Annotated in this window: 17 protein-coding genes and 1 pseudogene; 17 read left to right on the forward strand and 1 reads right to left on the reverse strand. The window is 68.0% G+C overall.

Going from position 1 to position 18,466, the window contains the following annotated elements:
• Positions 1-18: 18 nt before the first annotated feature.
• The 5 genes from aroB to ACPWT1_RS07560 are packed head-to-tail and all read left to right on the forward strand — an operon-like array spanning position 19 to position 4,933.
• On the forward strand, positions 19-1,125 hold the full coding sequence (aroB, locus tag ACPWT1_RS07540) for a 3-dehydroquinate synthase (protein ID WP_427914757.1): 1,107 nt from the start codon (positions 19-21) through the stop codon (positions 1,123-1,125).
• An 18-nt stretch (positions 1,126-1,143) separates the two neighbouring features.
• Positions 1,144-2,298 (forward strand): deoxyguanosinetriphosphate triphosphohydrolase, encoded by a 1,155-nt coding sequence (locus ACPWT1_RS07545; RefSeq protein ID WP_427914758.1) that lies wholly within the window; start codon positions 1,144-1,146, stop codon positions 2,296-2,298.
• Complete coding sequence (locus ACPWT1_RS07550) at positions 2,295-3,515, forward strand: CynX/NimT family MFS transporter (RefSeq protein ID WP_427914759.1); 1,221 nt, start codon at positions 2,295-2,297, stop codon at positions 3,513-3,515. The genes ACPWT1_RS07545 and ACPWT1_RS07550 overlap by 4 nt, the downstream gene beginning before the upstream one ends.
• Before the next feature lie 27 nt (positions 3,516-3,542).
• Entirely contained in the window at positions 3,543-4,100 is a 558-nt protein-coding gene (locus ACPWT1_RS07555) for a DUF1415 domain-containing protein (protein WP_427914760.1), read from the forward strand.
• Positions 4,097-4,933, forward strand: coding sequence for a class I SAM-dependent methyltransferase (locus ACPWT1_RS07560; RefSeq protein ID WP_427914761.1), 837 nt, complete (start codon positions 4,097-4,099; stop codon positions 4,931-4,933). The genes ACPWT1_RS07555 and ACPWT1_RS07560 overlap by 4 nt, the downstream gene beginning before the upstream one ends.
• 13 nt (positions 4,934-4,946) lie before the next feature.
• Here the strand turns inward: ACPWT1_RS07560 and ACPWT1_RS07565 are convergent, their stop codons facing one another.
• On the reverse strand, positions 4,947-5,105 hold the full coding sequence (locus ACPWT1_RS07565) for a hypothetical protein (RefSeq protein ID WP_427914762.1): 159 nt from the start codon (positions 5,103-5,105) through the stop codon (positions 4,947-4,949).
• Between the two features lie 133 nt (positions 5,106-5,238).
• Between ACPWT1_RS07565 and ACPWT1_RS07570 the strand changes: the two genes are divergently transcribed.
• From ACPWT1_RS07570 to ACPWT1_RS07625, 12 genes and pseudogenes are all read left to right on the forward strand, one after another.
• Positions 5,239-5,934: a transposase gene (locus ACPWT1_RS07570; RefSeq protein WP_427914763.1), complete on the forward strand. Its 696-nt coding sequence runs from the start codon at positions 5,239-5,241 to the stop codon at positions 5,932-5,934.
• A gap of 135 nt (positions 5,935-6,069) precedes the next feature.
• Complete coding sequence (locus ACPWT1_RS07575; protein WP_427914764.1) at positions 6,070-10,800, forward strand: glutamate synthase-related protein; 4,731 nt, start codon at positions 6,070-6,072, stop codon at positions 10,798-10,800.
• Between the two features lie 19 nt (positions 10,801-10,819).
• A complete protein-coding gene (locus tag ACPWT1_RS07580) occupies positions 10,820-12,301 on the forward strand; it encodes a glutamate synthase subunit beta (protein WP_427914765.1) in 1,482 nt (493 codons plus the stop codon).
• A 180-nt stretch (positions 12,302-12,481) separates the two neighbouring features.
• Positions 12,482-13,300: an ABC transporter ATP-binding protein gene (locus tag ACPWT1_RS07585; protein ID WP_427914766.1), complete on the forward strand. Its 819-nt coding sequence runs from the start codon at positions 12,482-12,484 to the stop codon at positions 13,298-13,300.
• A complete protein-coding gene (gene mlaE / locus ACPWT1_RS07590) occupies positions 13,297-14,079 on the forward strand; it encodes a lipid asymmetry maintenance ABC transporter permease subunit MlaE (RefSeq protein WP_427914767.1) in 783 nt (260 codons plus the stop codon). The genes ACPWT1_RS07585 and mlaE overlap by 4 nt, the downstream gene beginning before the upstream one ends.
• 10 nt (positions 14,080-14,089) lie before the next feature.
• A complete protein-coding gene (gene mlaD / locus ACPWT1_RS07595; RefSeq protein WP_427914768.1) occupies positions 14,090-14,602 on the forward strand; it encodes an outer membrane lipid asymmetry maintenance protein MlaD in 513 nt (170 codons plus the stop codon).
• Positions 14,599-15,417, forward strand: coding sequence for an MlaA family lipoprotein (locus ACPWT1_RS07600; RefSeq protein WP_427914769.1), 819 nt, complete (start codon positions 14,599-14,601; stop codon positions 15,415-15,417). Before mlaD ends, ACPWT1_RS07600 begins: the two co-directional genes overlap by 4 nt.
• Before the next feature lie 99 nt (positions 15,418-15,516).
• Positions 15,517-16,163 (forward strand): annotated as a pseudogene (locus tag ACPWT1_RS07605) (MlaC/ttg2D family ABC transporter substrate-binding protein).
• A gap of 4 nt (positions 16,164-16,167) precedes the next feature.
• The gene (locus ACPWT1_RS07610; protein WP_427914770.1) at positions 16,168-16,443 is read left to right on the forward strand and encodes an STAS domain-containing protein; all 276 of its coding nucleotides are present in this window, start codon (positions 16,168-16,170) and stop codon (positions 16,441-16,443) included.
• Positions 16,444-16,509: 66 nt separating this feature from the next.
• Positions 16,510-17,433: an ABC transporter ATP-binding protein gene (locus ACPWT1_RS07615; protein ID WP_427914771.1), complete on the forward strand. Its 924-nt coding sequence runs from the start codon at positions 16,510-16,512 to the stop codon at positions 17,431-17,433.
• On the forward strand, positions 17,430-18,197 hold the full coding sequence (locus ACPWT1_RS07620; RefSeq protein ID WP_427914772.1) for an ABC transporter permease: 768 nt from the start codon (positions 17,430-17,432) through the stop codon (positions 18,195-18,197). The genes ACPWT1_RS07615 and ACPWT1_RS07620 overlap by 4 nt, the downstream gene beginning before the upstream one ends.
• A gap of 17 nt (positions 18,198-18,214) precedes the next feature.
• Positions 18,215-18,457: a BolA family protein gene (locus tag ACPWT1_RS07625; protein ID WP_427914773.1), complete on the forward strand. Its 243-nt coding sequence runs from the start codon at positions 18,215-18,217 to the stop codon at positions 18,455-18,457.
• The last annotated feature ends 9 nt before the right edge of the window (positions 18,458-18,466 follow it).

An 18,466-nucleotide genomic window follows, 5' to 3' on the forward strand; every position in this document is an offset into this window, starting at 1 on the left:
GCCGCTTACACTGCGGCCATGCCTTCCGTTCCCGCGCCCGGGCTGCTGCACGAGGTGCCCATCGCCCTCGGCGACCGCAGCTACGGCATCTCCATCGGTACCGGTCTTCTCGGGCAGCCTGCCACCTGGAGCGGCCTGCCGCGCGCCGCGGCGGCCCTCGTGGTGACCAACGAAACCGTCGCGCCGCTGTACCTCGCGACGCTGCTGGAAGCGCTGCGCCCGCACTTCGCTGCGATTCACGAGGTCGTGCTCCCTGACGGCGAAGCCTTCAAGGACTGGCGGACGCTGAACCGCATCTTCGATGCCTTGCTGGCGCGCGCGTGCGACCGCAAGACCGTCCTGTTCGCGCTCGGCGGCGGTGTCATCGGCGACATGACCGGCTTCGCCGCCGCGTGCTACATGCGCGGCGTGCCGTTTGTGCAGGTGCCCACGACACTGCTGGCCCAGGTCGATTCCTCGGTGGGCGGCAAGACCGCCATCAACCACCCGCTGGGCAAGAACATGATCGGCGCGTTCTACCAGCCGCTCAGGGTGGTGTGCGACCTGGGCACCCTGGCCACGCTGCCAGCGCGCGAGTTCAGTGCCGGGCTGGCAGAGGTCATCAAGTACGGGCCGATCGCCGACATGGGTTTCCTCGACTGGATCGAGGCCCAGCTGCCGGCCCTGCTGCGGCGCGACCCCGCAGTGCTGGCGCACGCCGTGCAGCGCAGTTGCGAGATCAAGGCCTGGGTCGTGGGGCAGGACGAGCGCGAGTCTGGCCTGCGCGCCATCCTCAACTTCGGGCACACGTTCGGCCACGCCATCGAGGCCGGCCTGGGCTATGGCGAGTGGCTGCACGGCGAAGCAGTCGGGTGTGGCATGGTGCTCGCGGCCAACCTCTCGGCCCGGCTCGGCCTGATCGATTCCGCGCTCGTGGAGCGGCTCACGCGATTGGTCGCCGCCGCCGGGCTGCCGGTGCGAGCGCCGTCGCTGGGCGTGCAGCGCTACCTGGACCTGATGCGGCTGGACAAGAAGGCCGAGGCCGGTGACCTGCGTTTCGTCGTGATCGAGTCGCCGGGCCGCGCGGGGGTGCGCCCCGCGCCGGAGGCGCTCGTGCGCGAGGTCCTGGCGCAGGGCGGCGCCTAGTCGCGCATGCAGGACAGCATGGGCTTGGACACCGGGCGCGCCGACCTGCTGGCGGCGTATGCCTCCGATCCTGGACGCTCGCGTGGCCGCCGCCATCCCGAGCCAGCCGCCCCCACCCGCAACGACTTCCAGCGCGACCGCGATCGCATCGTGCATTCCACGGCGTTCCGGCGCCTGGTCTACAAGACCCAGGTGTTCCTCAACCACGAGGGCGACCTGTTCCGCACGCGGCTGACCCATTCGCTGGAGGTGGCGCAACTGGCGCGGTCCATCGCACGGCCGCTGCGGCTGAACGAGGACCTGGTGGAAGCCATCGCGCTCGCGCACGACCTCGGCCACACGCCGTTCGGCCATGCCGGGCAGGACGCTCTCAATGCATGCATGGACGGCCACGGCGGCTTCGAGCACAACCTGCAGAGCCTGCGCGTGGTCGACGAACTGGAGGAACGCTACCCCGTCTTCGACGGCCTGAACCTCACGTTCGAGACGCGCGAGGGCATCCTGAAGCACTGTTCGCGCGCCAATGCCGAGCGCCTCGAGGCTGCGGAGCCGGGCGGAGTGGGGCGCCGCTTCCTCGACCGCACGCAGCCGAGCCTGGAGGCGCAGCTGTGCAACCTGGCGGACGAGATCGCCTACAACGCGCACGACATCGACGACGGCGTTCGTTCCGGACTGATCACCCTCGAACAGCTGGAGGACGTGGCGCTGTTCACGTCATGGCGCGACGAGACGCTGGCCGACCATCCTGGGCTCACGGGCCGGCGGCTGCTGTACGAGAGCATCCGCCGCATGCTGAGCGCGCAGGTGTACGACGTCATCGAGGCGACGCGGGCGGCGCTGCACGGCGCGAACGTGGCCAGCGCGGATGAAGCGCGCGCGCAGAGACCCCTGGTGCAGTTCGGCGCGGGCATGCGTGAGTCCTGCGCGACGCTCAAGCAGTTCCTGCTGCGCAACCTGTACCGCCACCCGCAAGTGGTGCAGACCACGCAGCAGGCGCAGCAGGTGGTGCGCGACCTGTTTGCCGCCTATGTCGCCGATCCGCAGCAGATGCAGGCCGGCTACGCCACGCGCGGCGATCTCGAGCGTGCGGTCGCCGACTACATCGCCGGCATGACCGACCGCTTCGCGATGCGCGAGCACGAGCGTCTCACCGGGCGCCGGGTCCTGCCTTGAACGCGCGGCGCGGTGCTGGCGCTGCCTGGCTGGTCGTGCTGGCTGGCGTGTCGGCGGCGATCCACATTGGCAAGTTGCCGCCCGCCTTGCCGGCGGTGCGCGAGGCCCTTGGCTTGACGCTCGTCGAGGCCGGGTTCCTCCTCTCGCTGGTGCAGCTGGCCGGGCTGGCACTCGGTCTCGTGGTCGGACTGGCGGCGGACAGCCTGGGCCTCAAACGCACGATGCTCTCTGGCCTGCTGCTGGTGGGTGTGGCCAGCGTTGCGGGCGGCTGGGCAACCAATGCCGCACCCTTGCTCGCCTTGCGTGCGCTGGAAGGACTGGGCTTCCTGGCCGCATCGATGCCGGCGCCAGGATTGATCCGCCGCCTCGTGCCCGCGCAACGCCTCAGCGGCATGCTGGGCGTCTGGGGGGCGTACATGCCGTTCGCCACGGCGCTCGCGCTGCTCTGCGGACCTGTGTGGATCGGCGCGTTCGGCTGGCATTCGTGGTGGTGGCTGCTGGGCGCGTTCTCGCTGGTCGCGGCAGCCTGGCTGGCCGTGGCGTTGCCGGAAGATCCCGTGCACCCTCGCGCGGCCCGTGTCGACTGGACCGGGCGGGTGCGACAAACGCTGAGTGCCCCGGGCCCGTGGCTGGTTGCATTCGCGTTCGGCGTCTATTCGGCGCAATGGCTGGCCGTGATCGGCTTCCTGCCCTCGATCTACCTCGCGTCCGGGTTCCCACCGGCCTGGTCGGCGGTCTGCACGGCGCTGGCCGCGGCCGTGAACATGGTGGGCAACCTGGCCTCGGGCCGGTTGCTGCAGCGGGGCGCGTCGCCGCAGCACCTGCTCGCGATCGGCGCATTGACGATGGGGATCAGCGGTGTCCTGGCTTTCAGCGGGTTGCTGGGCAGCGGGCCGCTCGCCGCAGGAGGTCGGTACCTGGCCGTGCTGCTGTTCTCCGCCGTGGGCGGCGTGATCCCGGGCACCCTGTTCTCGCTGGCCGTGCGGCTGGCACCCGGTGAGAACACCGTCTCCACCACGGTGGGCTGGATGCAGCAATGGTCGGCGCTGGGGCAGTTCGCCGGTCCTCCCCTGGTTGCCTGGGTCGCCATGCGCGCGGGCGGATGGCAATGGAGCTGGCTGGTCACCGGCAGTTGCGCCCTGTGCGGCGTGCTGTTGGCCGTGTGGGCAGGCAGGCTGACCCGCGAGCCGTCGGCGCCGATCGCCACGCGCACCTAGAATCGCCGCCTTCCTCCGCGACCTCCGATGCCTCTTGCTGCCTCCGACCAGGTGATTGCCGACACGCGCCGCTGGCTCGAGCGTGCGGTCATCGGCCTGAATCTTTGCCCGTTCGCGAAGGCGGTGCATGTGCGGCAGCAGGTTCACTTCGCCGTCTGCGGATCCCCCGATTTCGCGGAGATCCTGCAGGCGCTGGACGATGAACTCGATGCCTTGCTCGGCCTGCCGGCGAGCGTGCGCGACACCACGTTGCTCATGCTGCCCGGCGGCTTCGACGAATTCCTGCTGTTCCAGCAACTGATCGCCGAAGGTGATCGCCGCATCGCGCGCCGCGGGCTCGAAGGCACGGTGCAGCTGGCGCATTTCCATCCGGAGTTCCGGTTCGCACACGTGGAAGAGGACGACCCGGGCAACTACAGCAATCGCTCGCCGTATCCCACGCTGCACCTGCTGCGCGAGGACAGCATCGATCGCGCGGTCGCGGCCATGCCGGATGCGGAGGCGATCTTCGGCGCCAACATCGAGCGGTTGCGGAGCCTGGGCCCGGCCGGCTGGGCGGCGCTGCACGTGGGACGCTCGACATGAACGCACCCGAGAACGTGCTGCGCCCGGGACAGTCGACCGAGCTGCTGAAGGAACTGCACATCCTCACGCGTGACGGCAAGCTGAACCAGGACTCGCGCCGCAAGCTCAAGCAGGTCTACCACCTGCACCAGTTCATCGCCGACGTGCTGCAGGAGATCGATGCGCAGGGCGAGGGACCCCTGGTCGCCGACCATGGCGCGGGCAAGTCCTACCTCGGCTTCATCCTCTACGACCTCACGCTGAAGGCGCTGGGCCATGGCCACGTCTACGGCATCGAGACCCGTGCGGAACTCGTGCAGCGTTCGCAGCAACTGGCCACGCGGCTCGGCTTCGACCGCATGACGTTCCTGAACATCTCGGCGGCGCAGGCGGCGGGCGCGGACGGCATGCCCGAGACCTTCGACCTCGTGACCGCGCTGCACGCCTGCGATACGGCCACCGATGACGCCATCGCCTTCGGGCTGCGCAAGGAGGCGCGGGCGATGCTGCTGGTGCCTTGCTGCCAAGCCGAGGTGGCCGCCACGCTGCGGCAGCACAAGGCCTTGTCGCTGTCGCGCACGCCGCTGGCCGAACTGTGGCGGCATCCGCTGCACACGCGCGAGATCGGCAGCCAGCTGACGAACGTCCTTCGGTGCCTGTATCTCGAGGCCAGCGGCTACCAGGTGACCGTCACCGAACTGGTGGGCTGGGAACACAGCCTCAAGAACGAGCTGATCCTCGCGCGGAGGACGGGCCAGAGGAAGCGAAGCGCAGCGGAACGCTTGCGCGCGCTGCTGCAGGAGTTCGGGTTGCAGGCCCTGGAGCCGATCCGGTTCCCGGGGCTGCCGCAGTGATCCGCGGCCCCGGTTAGCGTCTTCGCGGTGGTGAACGGCGGGCCAGCATGACCGCCGCGATGATGCCGATCACGAGCAGCACCGCGACGCCGATCGCGATGTACTGCTGGGGGACGCCGACCACGACGGCCGCCCACACCACCCCGGCCATGAAGACCAGGAAACCGACCATGGAAGCCGCAAAAGTCATTCGGCCTTGACTCCGTTTGGGCCATTCTTCGCGATGGGCCAGCGCATTTCTGTCGGCCGTGATGACGCAGGTCCGTCGGCGCGCGCTGATAATTGGGGACAGAACGCCAATCGCCATGGCACGACTTGCACGTCTCACCGTCCCCGGGCACCCGCACCACGTCATCCAGCGCGGGAACAACCGGCAGCCGATCTTCGCCACCGACGAGGACCGGCGCTTCCTGCTGCAACTGCTCGACATGCATGCGCGGCCGCTGGGCGTGGCGATCCACGGGTACGTGCTCATGGACAACCACTTCCACCTGCTGGCCACGCCCCGGGACGAAACCGGGCTGCCCAAGCTGATGCAGGCGGTAGGGCGGCGCTATGTGCGGCACTTCAACGAGCGGCAATCGCGCACGGGCACCCTGTGGGAAGGGCGCTACCGATCGACGCTGGTGCAGGCGGAGCGCTACCTGCTGGCATGCATGGCGTACATGGACCTGAACCCCGTCCGCGCAGGACTTGCAGGCAGCGCGGCCGAGTACCCGTGGTCGAGCCACCGCTTCCATGTCGGCGCGGCAGCGGACCGGGTCATCACCCCGCATCCGCTGTTCTGGGCCTTGGGCAACACGCCGTTCGCCCGCGAGCAGGCGTATGCCGAGCTGGTTGCCAACGGGATCCCGGCGCCGGTGCGGGACTTGCTCACCGACGCCACCCTTCGCGGCTGGGCCGTCGGAGATCCAGCTTACCTGTCCCGGCTGGCCGATGACACGCCGCGACGGCCCTCGCCAATCGCGCGAGGCCGGCCGCGCAAGATCCCTGTCGGTTGATCTGTCCCCAAATTTTGCGTCGTTGGCGGCGACACACAATGTAATTGGAATCTGACCCCAATTATTCTGCTTGGCGGTTGTGCTGCACTGCACTAGGATCGCGGGCCCTGTCACCCGTATTTCCCCGGAGCGCCCATGACCACGGCTGCCGAGATTTCCTACCTGCAAGAGAACGGCCTGTATTCGGCGGCCAACGAGCATGACGCCTGCGGCGTCGGCTTCGTGGCCCACATCAAGGGCGAGAAGAGCCACGCCATCGTGTCCCAGGGCCTCAAGATCCTCGAGAACCTGGACCACCGCGGCGCCGTCGGTGCCGACAAGCTGATGGGCGACGGCGCCGGCATCCTGCTGCAGCTGCCCGACGCGCTGTACCGCGAGGAGATGGCCAAGCAGGGCGTGGAGTTGCCCCCGCCCGGTGAGTACGGCGTCGGCATGGTGTTCCTGCCCAAGGAGCATGCCTCGCGTCTGGCCTGCGAGCAGGAGCTGGAACGCGCCATCAAGGCGGAGGGGCAGGTGCTGCTGGGCTGGAGGGACGTGCCGGTCGATCGCGAGATGCCGATGTCGCCCGCCGTGCGCCAGAAGGAGCCGATCCTGCGCCAGGTGTTCATCGGCCGCGGCACCGACGTCATCGTGCAGGACGCGCTGGAGCGCAAGCTGTACGTGATCCGCAAGACTGCGAGCGCCGCCATCCAGAACCTGCGGCTGAAGCACTCCAAGGAGTACTACGTCCCGTCGATGTCGAGCCGGACGGTGGTCTACAAGGGCCTGCTGCTCGCCGACCAGGTGGGCACGTACTACCTGGACCTGAAGGATCCGCGGTGCGTCTCGGCGCTCGCCCTCGTGCACCAGCGCTTTTCGACCAACACCTTCCCCGAGTGGCCGCTGGCGCACCCGTACCGCTACGTCGCCCACAACGGCGAGATCAACACGGTCAAGGGCAACTACAACTGGATGCGTGCCCGCGAAGGCGTGATGTCCTCGCCCGTCCTCGCCGCGGACCTGAAGAAGCTGTATCCCATCAGCTTCCCCAACCAGTCGGACACCGCGACCTTCGACAACTGCCTCGAGCTGCTGACGATGGCGGGCTACCCGCTCGCCCAGGCCGTGATGATGATGATCCCCGAGCCGTGGGAGCAGCACACGCTGATGGACGAGCGCCGCAAGGCCTTCTACGAGTACCACGCGTCGATGCTGGAGCCCTGGGACGGCCCGGCGTCCATCGTGTTCACCGATGGCCGCCAGATCGGCGCCACGCTGGACCGCAACGGCCTGCGCCCCTCGCGCTACTGCGTCACCGACGACGACCTGGTGATCATGGCGTCCGAGTCGGGCGTGCTGCCGGTGCCCGAGAACAAGATCGTGCGCAAGTGGCGCCTGCAGCCCGGCAAGATGTTCCTGATCGACCTGGAGCAGGGCCGCATGATCGACGACGAGGAGCTCAAGGCCAGCCTCGCCAACAGCAAGCCGTACAAACAGTGGATCGAGAACCTGCGCATCAAGCTGGACAGCCTGTCTGACAACGCGGGCCATGCGCCTGACAGCAAGGTGCCGCTGCTGGACCGGCAGCAGGCGTTCGGCTACACGCAGGAGGACCTGAAGTTCCTGATGTCGCCGATGGCCGTCGCCGGCGAGGAAGGCATCGGCTCGATGGGCAACGACACCCCGCTGGCCGTGCTCTCGAACAAGAACAAGCCGCTGTACAACTACTTCAAGCAGCTGTTCGCGCAGGTGACCAACCCGCCGATCGACCCGATCCGCGAGGCCATCGTGATGTCGCTGGTGTCTTTCATCGGCCCGAAGCCGAACCTGCTGGACATCAACCAGGTCAACCCGCCGCTGCGCCTGGAGGTGAGCCAGCCGATCCTCGACTTCGCCGACATGGCCAAGCTGCACGCGATCGAGAAGCACACGCAGGGCAAGTTCCGCAGCCACACGCTGGACATCACCTACCCGCTGGCCTGGGGCCACGAAGGCGTCGAGGCCAAGCTTGCCTCGCTCAACGCCGAGGCGGTGGATGCGCTGCGCAGCGGCAGCAACATCCTCATCATCAGCGATCGCGCGGTGAGTGCGACGCAGGTGGCCATTCCGGCAGCGCTGGCCCTGTCGTCGATCCACCAGCACCTGGTGCGCGAGGGCCTGCGCACCACCGCCGGCCTCGTGGTCGAGACCGGCAGCGCGCGGGAGGTGCACCACTTCGCGGTGCTCGCGGGCTACGGCGCCGAAGCGGTTCACCCGTACCTGGCGATGGAGACGCTGGCCGGCCTGCACAAGGACCTGCCCGGCGAGCTGTCGGCCGAGAAGGCGATCTACAACTACGTCAAGGCGATCGGCAAGGGCCTGTCCAAGATCATGTCCAAGATGGGCGTGAGCACGTACATGTCGTACTGCGGCGCCCAGCTGTTCGAGGCCATCGGCCTGAACAGCGACACGGTGCAGAAGTACTTCACCGGCACCTCCAGCCGCGTCGAGGGGATCGGCGTGTTCGAGATCGCCGAGGAGGCGATCCGCATGCACAAGGCCGCCTTCGGTGGTGACCCGGTGCTGGCCACCATGCTCGACGCCGGCGGTGAATACGCCTGGCGCACCCGCGGCGAAGAGCACATGTGGACGCCCGACGCGATCGCCAAGCTGCAGCACGCCTCGCGCGCCAACAACTGGAGCACGTACAAGGAGTACGCCCAGTTGATCAACGACCAGAGCCGCCGCCACATGACGCTGCGCGGCTTGTTCGAGTTCCGCGTCGATCCCAGCAAGGCAATCCAGGTCGACGAGGTCGAGCCGGCCAAGGAGATCGTCAAGCGCTTCGCCACCGGCGCGATGTCGCTGGGCTCGATCTCGACCGAAGCGCACGCCACGCTGGCCGTCGCCATGAACCGCATCGGCGGCAAGAGCAACACCGGTGAAGGCGGCGAGGACCCGGCTCGCTACCGCCAGGAACTCAAGGGCATCCCGATCAAGACCGGCCAGACCATGGCGCAGGTCATCGGCAAGGACGTGGTCGAGGTCGACATCCCGCTGCAGGACGGCGACTCGCTGCGTTCGCGCATCAAGCAGGTGGCCTCGGGCCGCTTCGGCGTGACGGCGGAATACCTGGCGTCGTCCGACCAGATCCAGATCAAGATGGCGCAGGGCGCCAAGCCCGGCGAGGGCGGCCAGTTGCCTGGCGGCAAGGTGTCGCCCTACATCGGCAGGCTGCGCTACTCGGTGCCGGGCGTGGGCCTGATCTCGCCGCCGCCGCACCACGACATCTACTCGATCGAGGACCTGGCGCAGCTGATCCACGACTTGAAGAACGTGGCGCCGCATGCGTCAATCAGCGTGAAGCTCGTGTCCGAGGTCGGCGTCGGCACCATCGCCGCGGGCGTGGCCAAGTGCAAGTCCGACCACGTGGTGATCGCGGGCCATGACGGCGGCACGGGAGCCTCGCCCTGGTCGTCGATCAAGCACGCCGGTTCGCCGTGGGAGATCGGCCTGGCCGAGACGCAGCAGACGCTGGTGCTGAACCGTCTGCGCGGCCGCATCCGCGTGCAGGCCGATGGCCAGATGAAGACCGGCCGCGACGTCGCCATCGGCGCGCTGCTCGGTGCCGACGAATTCGGCTTCGCCACCGCACCGCTGGTGGTGGAGGGCTGCATCATGATGCGCAAGTGCCACCTGAACACCTGTCCGGTGGGCGTGGCCACGCAGGACCCGGTGCTGCGCCGCAAGTTCGAGGGCAAGCCCGAGCACGTCGTCAACTACTTCTTCTTCGTCGCCGAGGAAGTGCGCCAGATCATGGCGCAGCTGGGCATCCGCAAGTTCGACGACCTGATCGGCCGCACGGACCTCCTGGACATGAAGAAGGGCATCGAGCACTGGAAGGCGCGCGGCCTCGACTTCTCGCGCCTGCTCGCGCAACCGGTCGTCCCGGCCGAGGTGCCGCGCTTCCATGTCGAGAACCAGGACCACGGCCTGGAGCGCAGCCTGGACAAGCTGCTGATCGAGCGCAGCCGTCCCGCGATCGAGCGTGGGGAGAAGGTGCAGTTCATCGAGGTGGCGCGCAACGTCAACCGCTCGGTGGGCGCCATGCTGTCCGGCGCGCTGACCAAGGTGCACCCGGAGGGCCTGCCCGACGACACGCTGCGCATCCAGCTGGAAGGCACGGGCGGCCAGTCGTTCGGCGCGTTCCTGGCCAAGGGCGTGACGCTGTACCTGATCGGCGATGCCAACGACTACACGGGCAAGGGCCTGTCGGGCGGCCGCATCGTCGTGCGCCCGAGCATCGACTTCCGCGGCGAAGCGACCAAGAACATCATCATCGGCAACACAGCGCTGTACGGCGCGACGACCGGTGAGGCGTTCTTCGCCGGCGTTGCTGGCGAGCGCTTCGCGGTGCGCCTGTCCGGCGCGACCGCGGTGGTGGAAGGCACCGGCGATCACGGCTGCGAGTACATGACCGGCGGCACGGTGGTCGTGCTGGGCAAGACCGGCCGCAATTTCGCGGCGGGCATGTCCGGCGGCGTGGCCTACGTCTACGACGAGGATGGCCGCTTCGCCAGCCGTTGCAACACCGCGATGGTCTCGCTGGATCGCGTGCTCGCGCCTACGGAGCAGAAGGCGGCGACACCGCGCACCAAGCTGCACGGCAACCAGACCGACGACGCGCTGCTCAAGCGCCTGCTGGAGGACCACAACCGCTGGACCGGCAGCCGCCGCGCCCGCGAACTGCTGGACGACTGGGCCAACGCGCGCCAGAAGTTCGTCAAGGTGTTCCCCAACGAGTACAAGCGCGCCCTTGCCGAGATGCACGACCGCGAGGTGGAGGCGGCCAGCGCCGGCAACAACCAGGAAATGGCGATGCTCCACGAGCCTGCGCCGGCCAAGTAAGAGACGGAGAGAAGACGCCATGGGAAAGATCACCGGCTTCATGGAGTTCGAGCGCGTGGAGGAGGGCTACAAGCCCGTGCCCGAGCGCCTGAAGCACTACAAGGAATTCGTCGTCGGCCTTGATGACAAGCAGGCCAAGGTGCAGGCCGCGCGCTGCATGGACTGCGGCACGCCGTTCTGCAACAGCGGCTGCCCGGTCAACAACGTCGTCCCCGACTTCAACGACCTCGTCTACCAGCAGGACTGGTTCAACGCCTGGCAGGTGCTGGACTCGACCAACAACTTCCCCGAGTACACCGGCCGCATCTGCCCCGCGCCCTGCGAGGCGGCCTGCACGCTGAACTACAACGACGAGCCGGTGGGCATCAAGTCGCTCGAGCGCGCCATCGCCGATCGGGCATGGGCCAACGGCTGGGTGAAGCCGCGCATCGCGCGGGTCAAGACCGGCAAGAAGGTCGCCGTCGTCGGCTCTGGTCCCGCGGGACTGGCGGCGGCGCAGCAACTGGCGCGAGCCGGCCACGACGTCACCGTGTTCGAGAAGAACGATCGCGTGGGCGGCCTGCTGCGCTACGGCATTCCCGACTTCAAGATGGAGAAGGAGCAGATCGACCGTCGCGTGGAGCAGATGAAGGCCGAGGGCGTCACCTTCCGCACCGGCGTGATGGTGGGCGAGCTGCCCAAGGGCTCCAAGGTCACCAACTGGGCCAAGGAGACGGTGTCTCCCGAGCAGCTGCGCAAGGACTTCGACGCCGTGTTGCTGGCCGGTGGCGCCGAGCAGTCACGCGACCTGCCGGTGCCCGGCCGCGATCTCGACGGTGTGCACTTCGCGATGGAGTTCCTGCCGCAGCAGAACAAGGTCAACGCGGGTGACAAGGTCAAGGGCCAGATCCGCGCCGACGGCAAGCATGTCATCGTGATCGGCGGGGGCGACACCGGCAGCGACTGCGTGGGCACCAGCAATCGCCATGGCGCCGCGAGCGTCGTGCAGTTCGAGCTGATGCCGCAGCCGCCCGAGCTGGAGAACAAGCCGCTCACCTGGCCCTATTGGCCGTACAAGCTGCGCACCAGTTCCTCGCACGAGGAAGGCTGCGAACGCGAGTTCGCCATCGCCACCAAGGAGTTCATCGGCGATGCAAAGGATGGGAAGGGTGGCAAGGTCACCGGCCTGAAGACCGTCCGCGTGCAGTGGAAGGACGGCAAGATGTCCGAAGTGCCGGGCTCGGAGCAGACGCTGAAGGCCGACCTGGTGCTGCTGGCCATGGGCTTCACCAGCCCGGTGGCCACGGTCCTCGACGCCTTCGGCGTCGAGAAGGACGCCCGTGGCAATGCCAAGGCCAGCACCGACTTCATCGGCGGCTACGCCACGAACGTGCCGAAGGTCTTCGCGGCCGGTGACGTGCGCCGTGGCCAGTCGCTGGTCGTGTGGGCCATCCGCGAAGGACGCCAGGCCGCACGCGCCGTGGACGAGTACCTCATGGGTTTTTCGGACCTGCCCCGCTGAGTCTTGCGGGCCGCACGACGCTTCAGCGAGGGCGGCCCGTTGTTTCCGCGACATTCCTCACACACTTTGCCTGACCGGAAAGTGGGGCTCGGCGCGCCAGCTCAGCAGCGATGAGGGGTAACCCGTATCATCGGTGATTGCTTCACAACGCGCCGGCCCTGTGCCGGTGAATTCCTCCGCATGCCCGCACCGCACGACAGCGTGCTCGTCGACTGCCGCGATCTGAGCTTCGGCTACGGCGACCGGCGCATCCTCGACGGGGTCAGCTTCACGGTTCCGCGTGGCAAGGTGACTGCCCTCATGGGCGCATCGGGCGGCGGCAAGACCACCGTGCTGCGCCTGATCGGAGGTCAGGTGCGCGCGCAGGCCGGCAGCCTCACGTTCGACGGCCAGGATGTCGGCCGCCTCGACGCGGCGGGGCTGTACGCCATCCGCCGCCGCATGGGCATGCTGTTCCAGTTCGGCGCGCTGTTCACCGACATGTCCGTCTTCGACAACGTGGCATTCCCGCTGCGCGAGCACACCACGTTGCCCGAGGACCTGGTGCGCGACATCGTGCTGATGAAACTCAACGCGGTGGGCCTGCGCGGTGCGCGCGACCTGATGCCCAGCGAGGTGTCCGGCGGCATGGCCCGGCGCGTGGCGCTGGCGCGGGCGATCGCGCTCGATCCCGAGCTCGTGATGTACGACGAGCCGTTCGCCGGCCTCGATCCGATCTCCCTCGGCACCGCCGCGCAGTTGATCCGGCAGTTGAACGACACGCTGGGCATCACCAGCATCGTGGTGTCGCACGACCTGGAAGAGACCTTCCGCATCGCGGACCAGGTGATCGTGCTGGCCAACGGACGCATCGCCGCCCAGGGCACGCCGGCCGAGGTGCGCGCCTCCACCGACCCCCTGGTGTCGCAGTTCGTCCAGGCGCGGCCCGATGGTCCGGTGCGCTTCCACTATCCCGGGCCGAGCGTCGCCCAGGACTTCGGCGGAGGACACGTGCGATGAGCTGGTGGAAACCTGCCGATGTCGGCTACGCCACGCGCAGCATGCTGGCCAACGTAGGCGTGGGCGCGCGTCTCTTCGTGCGGCTGCTCGCACTCACGGGTCCCAGCCTGCGACGGTTCGGGCTGGTGCGCGACCAGGTGCACTTCCTGGGCAACTACTCGCTGGCGATCATCACGGTCTCGGGCCTGTTCGTCGGCTTCGTGCTGGGCCTGCAGGGTTACTACACGCTGCAGCGGTATGGGTCGTCCGAGGCGCTCGGCCTGCTGGTGGCCCTGTCGCTGGTCCGCGAGCTCGGCCCGGTGGTCACCGCGCTGCTGTTCGCGGGGCGCGCCGGCACTTCGCTGACCGCCGAGATCGGCCTCATGAAGGCCGGCGAGCAGTTGTCGGCGATGGAAATGATGGCGGTCGATCCGGTGCGCCGCATCCTGGCGCCGCGGTTCTGGGGCGGCGTGATCGCCCTGCCGTTGCTCGCCGCGGTGTTCAGTGCGGTGGGCATCATCGGCGGCTATGTCGTCGGCGTCATGCTGATCGGCGTCGACCCGGGCGCGTTCTGGAGCCAGATGCAGGGCGGCGTGGACGTGTGGAAGGACGTCGGCAACGGCTTCATCAAGAGCCTGGTGTTCGGCACCACGGTCACCTTCATCGCACTGCTGGAAGGCTTCGAGGCCCAGCCCACGCCGGAAGGCGTGTCGCGCGCGACCACGCGGACCGTTGTCGTGGGGTCTCTCGCGGTGCTCGGGCTCGATTTCGTGCTCACGGCGATGATGTTCAGCATCTGAGGAAAGCAAGATGGACAAGAGCAAGAACGATGTGTGGGTGGGACTGTTCGTGCTGGTCGGCGCGGCGGCGCTGCTCTTCCTGGCGCTGCAGTCGGCCAACCTGCTGAGCCTGAGCTTCCAGCCCACCTACCGCGTCACGGCGAAGTTCGACAACATCGGCGGCCTCAAGCGGCAGGCCGCGGTCAAGAGTGCCGGCGTGGTGGTCGGCCGCGTCGACTCGATCACCTTCGACGACAAGAGCTTCCAGGCCCGCGTGACGCTGGCGCTCGAGAACCGCTACCAGTTCCCCAAGGACAGCTCGCTGAAGATCCTCACCAGCGGCCTGCTGGGTGAGCAGTACATCGGCGTCGAGGCGGGGTCCGACGACAAGAACCTGGCGGCGGGCGATACGATCGCATCCACCCAGTCGGCGGTCGTCCTCGAGAACCTCATCGGTCAGTTCCTGTACAGCAAGGCGGCCGAAGGCAACACCAACAACAACGCGCCGGCATCCGCACCCGCGCCCGCGCCCGCCAAGAAATGATCCTGGTCCCTTCCTCCCGCCGCCTGCGCCAGTTGCTGCTGGCAGTGGCCGCCTGTGCGTCGCTGACGCTGGCGGGCTGCGCGGCGGGGCCCAATCCGCGTGATCCGCTGGAGCCGTTCAACCGCGGCGTGAGCCAGTTCAACGAGAAGGTCGACGCCGTGGTGCTCAAGCCGAGCGCCACGTTCTACCGAGAGAAGGTGCCGGCGCTGGCGCGCACCGGCGTGTCGAACTTCTTCTCGAACCTGGGCGACGCCTGGTCGGGCATCAACAGCCTGCTGCAGCTGAAGATCCAGAACGCGGCCGAGGACTGGATGCGCTTCTCGGTCAACACCTTCTTCGGCCTGGGCGGCATCCTCGATCCGGCCAGCGAGATGAACATCGACCGCCATCGCGAGGACTTCGGCCAGACGCTCGGCCGCTGGGGCGTGCCGGCCGGTCCGTACATCGTGCTGCCCTTGCTGGGTCCCTCGACGCTGCGTGACACGATCGCGCTTCCGGTGGACTGGCAGGGCGACCCGCTGTACCACTTTTCGCCGGTCGGCGAGCGCGACACGCTCTACGGCCTGCGGCTGGTGGACGTGCGCGCCAACCTGCTGCGCGCTGGCGACGTGCTCGAAGGCGCCGCGCTCGACAAGTACAGCTTCACGCGCGACGCCTACCTGCAGAAGCGCCGAGCGGACATCTTCGAAGGCACTTCTCGCCAGGACAATCCCGGCAGCGGCAAGGCGGGCGGCGAGGGCAGCGAGGGCAGTGACGGCTACATTGAGCCGGAGCCCGATACCGCGCCGGCGGCCGGCACCCAGCCCGGCCGTTAGTTGCAAGCTGTTGCAGGCGGCGGGTCCGTGCAGGAACCCTGCTGCGCCTGTGGTGTTCCAACCCCCATCGCGGGCCTGTCCCGCTTCGGAAAGGACCTGATGAATCGACGTACCCTGGGCCGCTTCGCGGCCGTGTTCCTCGCTCTGGCCGTCACCGGCGCCGGATTGCCTTCGCTCGCGCTGGCGGCTGATGAGGCACCTGACGTGATGATCAAGCGCCTGTCCGAAGAGACGCTGGGCGCGATCAAGAACGACAAGTCGCTCAAGGGTGGCGATCTCGACCGCATCATGCAGCTGGTCGATACCAAGATCATGCCCAACGTGAACTTCGGCCGGATGACGGCCGCTGCGGTGGTCCGGCCTGGCGGCAGGCCACGCCCGAGCAGAAGAAGCGGCTGCAGGACGAGTTCAAGACGCTGCTGGTGCGCACCTACTCGGGCGCGCTGTCGCAGGTGAACGACCAGAGCATCACGATCAAGCCGATGCGCTCGTCGCCGGAGGACAAGGATGTCATCGTGCGCACCGAGATCCGCGGCCGCGGCGACCCGATCCAGCTCGATTACCGGCTGGAGAAGACCCCGGGCGAGGGTGCCGGCTGGAAGATCTACAACCTGAACGTGCTGGGCGTGTGGCTGGTCGAGACCTACCGCAGCCAGTTCGCGCAGGAGATCAACGCCAAGGGCGTGGACGGCCTGATCGCCTCGCTGGCCGAGCGGAACAAGACCAACGCCGCCAAGAAGGGCTGATCGCGTGCTAGTGCTGCCTGCCCAATTGACGCACGACGAGGCGGCGGCCTGCACCCGCATGCTGGCGCAGGCGCTGCGCTCGGAACCCGGCGCGCAGGCCGTGGCCGATGCATCGGCGCTGCAGCAGTTCGATTCGTCCGCGCTGGCGGTGCTGCTCGACTGCCGCCGCGAGGCCTTCGCGCTCGGCAAGACCTTTGCAGTGGCCGGCCTGCCGCCGCGCCTGCGCGAGCTGGCCGGCGTGTACGGCGTCGCTGAACTGCTCACGCCCGCCACGGCCTGACGTAATGCGGGCCATCTCGTGCGCTCCGGGCGCGCACGAGGGCCACCGCCTAAAATGGCGGGCTCGATGCCCGCGATCTCGTTCCAGTCTGTCAGCAAGACCTTCCGGTCCGCGCGTGGCACCCTCACCGCCCTCGACGATGTCAGTTTCGACATCGAGGAAGGCGAGTTCTTCGGTCTTCTCGGCCCCAATGGCGCCGGCAAGACGACCCTGATCAGTATCCTGGCCGGCCTCGCGCGAGCCAGCAGCGGCCATGTGTCGGTGCTGGGTCACGACGTGCATGCCGACTATGCGCAGGCCCGACGGCAGCTCGGCGTCGTGCCGCAGGAACTGGTCTTCGATCCGTTCTTCACCGTGCGCGAGGCGCTGCGCATCCAGTCCGGCTACTTTGGCGTGCGCAACAACGAGGCCTGGATCGCGGAACTGCTCGAGAGCCTGGGCCTTGCCGACAAGGCCAACGCCAACATGCGGCAGCTGTCGGGCGGCATGAAGCGGCGGGTGCTGGTGGCGCAGGCGCTGGTGCACAAGCCTTCGGTGATCGTGCTGGACGAGCCGACGGCAGGCGTCGATGTCGAGCTGCGCCAGACGCTCTGGCAGTTCATCGCCCGCCTGAACCGCGAGGGCCACACGGTGCTGCTCACCACGCACTACCTCGAGGAGGCCGAGGCGCTGTGCGGCCGCATCGCCATGCTCAAGGCGGGCCGGGTGGTGGCCCTGGAGCGCACCAGCGACCTGCTGAAGGCGGCCTCCAGCAACGTGCTGCGATTCAAGATCGACCGCGACCTGCCGCCGCAGTTCGCCGACAAGGCGCGCGTCACGGGCCGCATCGTGCAACTGCCGGCGCATGACGCGCACGAGATCGAGACCTATCTCGCCACGATCCGGCAGGCTGGCCTGCGCGTGGAGGATGTGGAGATCCGCAAACCCGATCTCGAGGACGTGTTCCTCGACGTGATGTCGGCCAGGCACCAGCGCGAGGTCGCGGCATGAGCAGCTACGCGGGGGGTTGGCAGACGCTGCTGTACAAGGAAGTGCTGCGTTTCTGGAAGGTGAGCTTCCAGACCGTGGCGGCGCCGGTGCTGACGGCGATGCTGTACCTGCTGATCTTCGGCCACGTGCTCGAGGACCGCGTGAAGGTGTACGACAGCATCAGCTACACGGCGTTCCTGGTGCCGGGCCTCGTGATGATGAGCGTGCTGCAGAACGCGTTCGCCAACAGCTCGTCGTCGCTGATCCAGAGCAAGATCACCGGCAACCTGGTGTTCCTGTTGCTCACGCCGCTGTCGCACTGGAGCTGGTTCGTCGCCTACGTCGGCGCGGCGGTGGCGCGGGGACTGGCCGTGGGCCTGGGCGTCTTCGCCGTCACCGCGCTGTTCGCGCACCCCGGCTTCGTGGCGCCATTGTGGGCGCTTGCCTTCGCCCTGCTCGGCGCCGGCATGCTGGGCTCGCTGGGGCTGATCGCCGGCCTCTGGGCCGAGAAGTTCGACCAGATGGCGGCCTTCCAGAACTTCCTCGTGATGCCGATGACGTTCCTGGCCGGCGTGTTCTATTCCATCCATTCGCTGCCGCCGTTCTGGCAACGCGTGAGCCACCTCAATCCGTTCTTCTACATGATCGACGGCTTCCGCTACGGCTTCTTCGGCGCCAGCGACGTGTCGCCGTGGCTCAGCCTGGGCGTCGTCGGCACGGCCTTCGTGGTGGTGAGCGCCACTGCCGTGCACCTGCTGCGCATCGGCTACAAGATCCGCGGCTGAACGCCAATCCATCTCCCATGACTTCCGAGGAACTGCGCTCCCTCATCGCCGCCGGCCTGCCGTGCGACCACCTGCAGGTCGAGGGCGACGGCCGCCACTGGTCGGCCGTCATCGTGTCCGCCGCCTTCCAGGGCAAGCGGCCGATCCAGCGCCACCAGCTGGTCTACGCCACGCTCGGTGCGAGAATGCACACGGACGAGGTCCACGCCTTGTCCATGCGCACCCTGACGCCCGCCGAGTGGGCGTCCCAACCCCACTGAGCCTGCTTC

This window comes from Ramlibacter sp. MMS24-I3-19 (genome assembly GCF_050320135.1).
In the GTDB taxonomy this organism is placed as follows: domain Bacteria; phylum Pseudomonadota; class Gammaproteobacteria; order Burkholderiales; family Burkholderiaceae_C; genus Ramlibacter.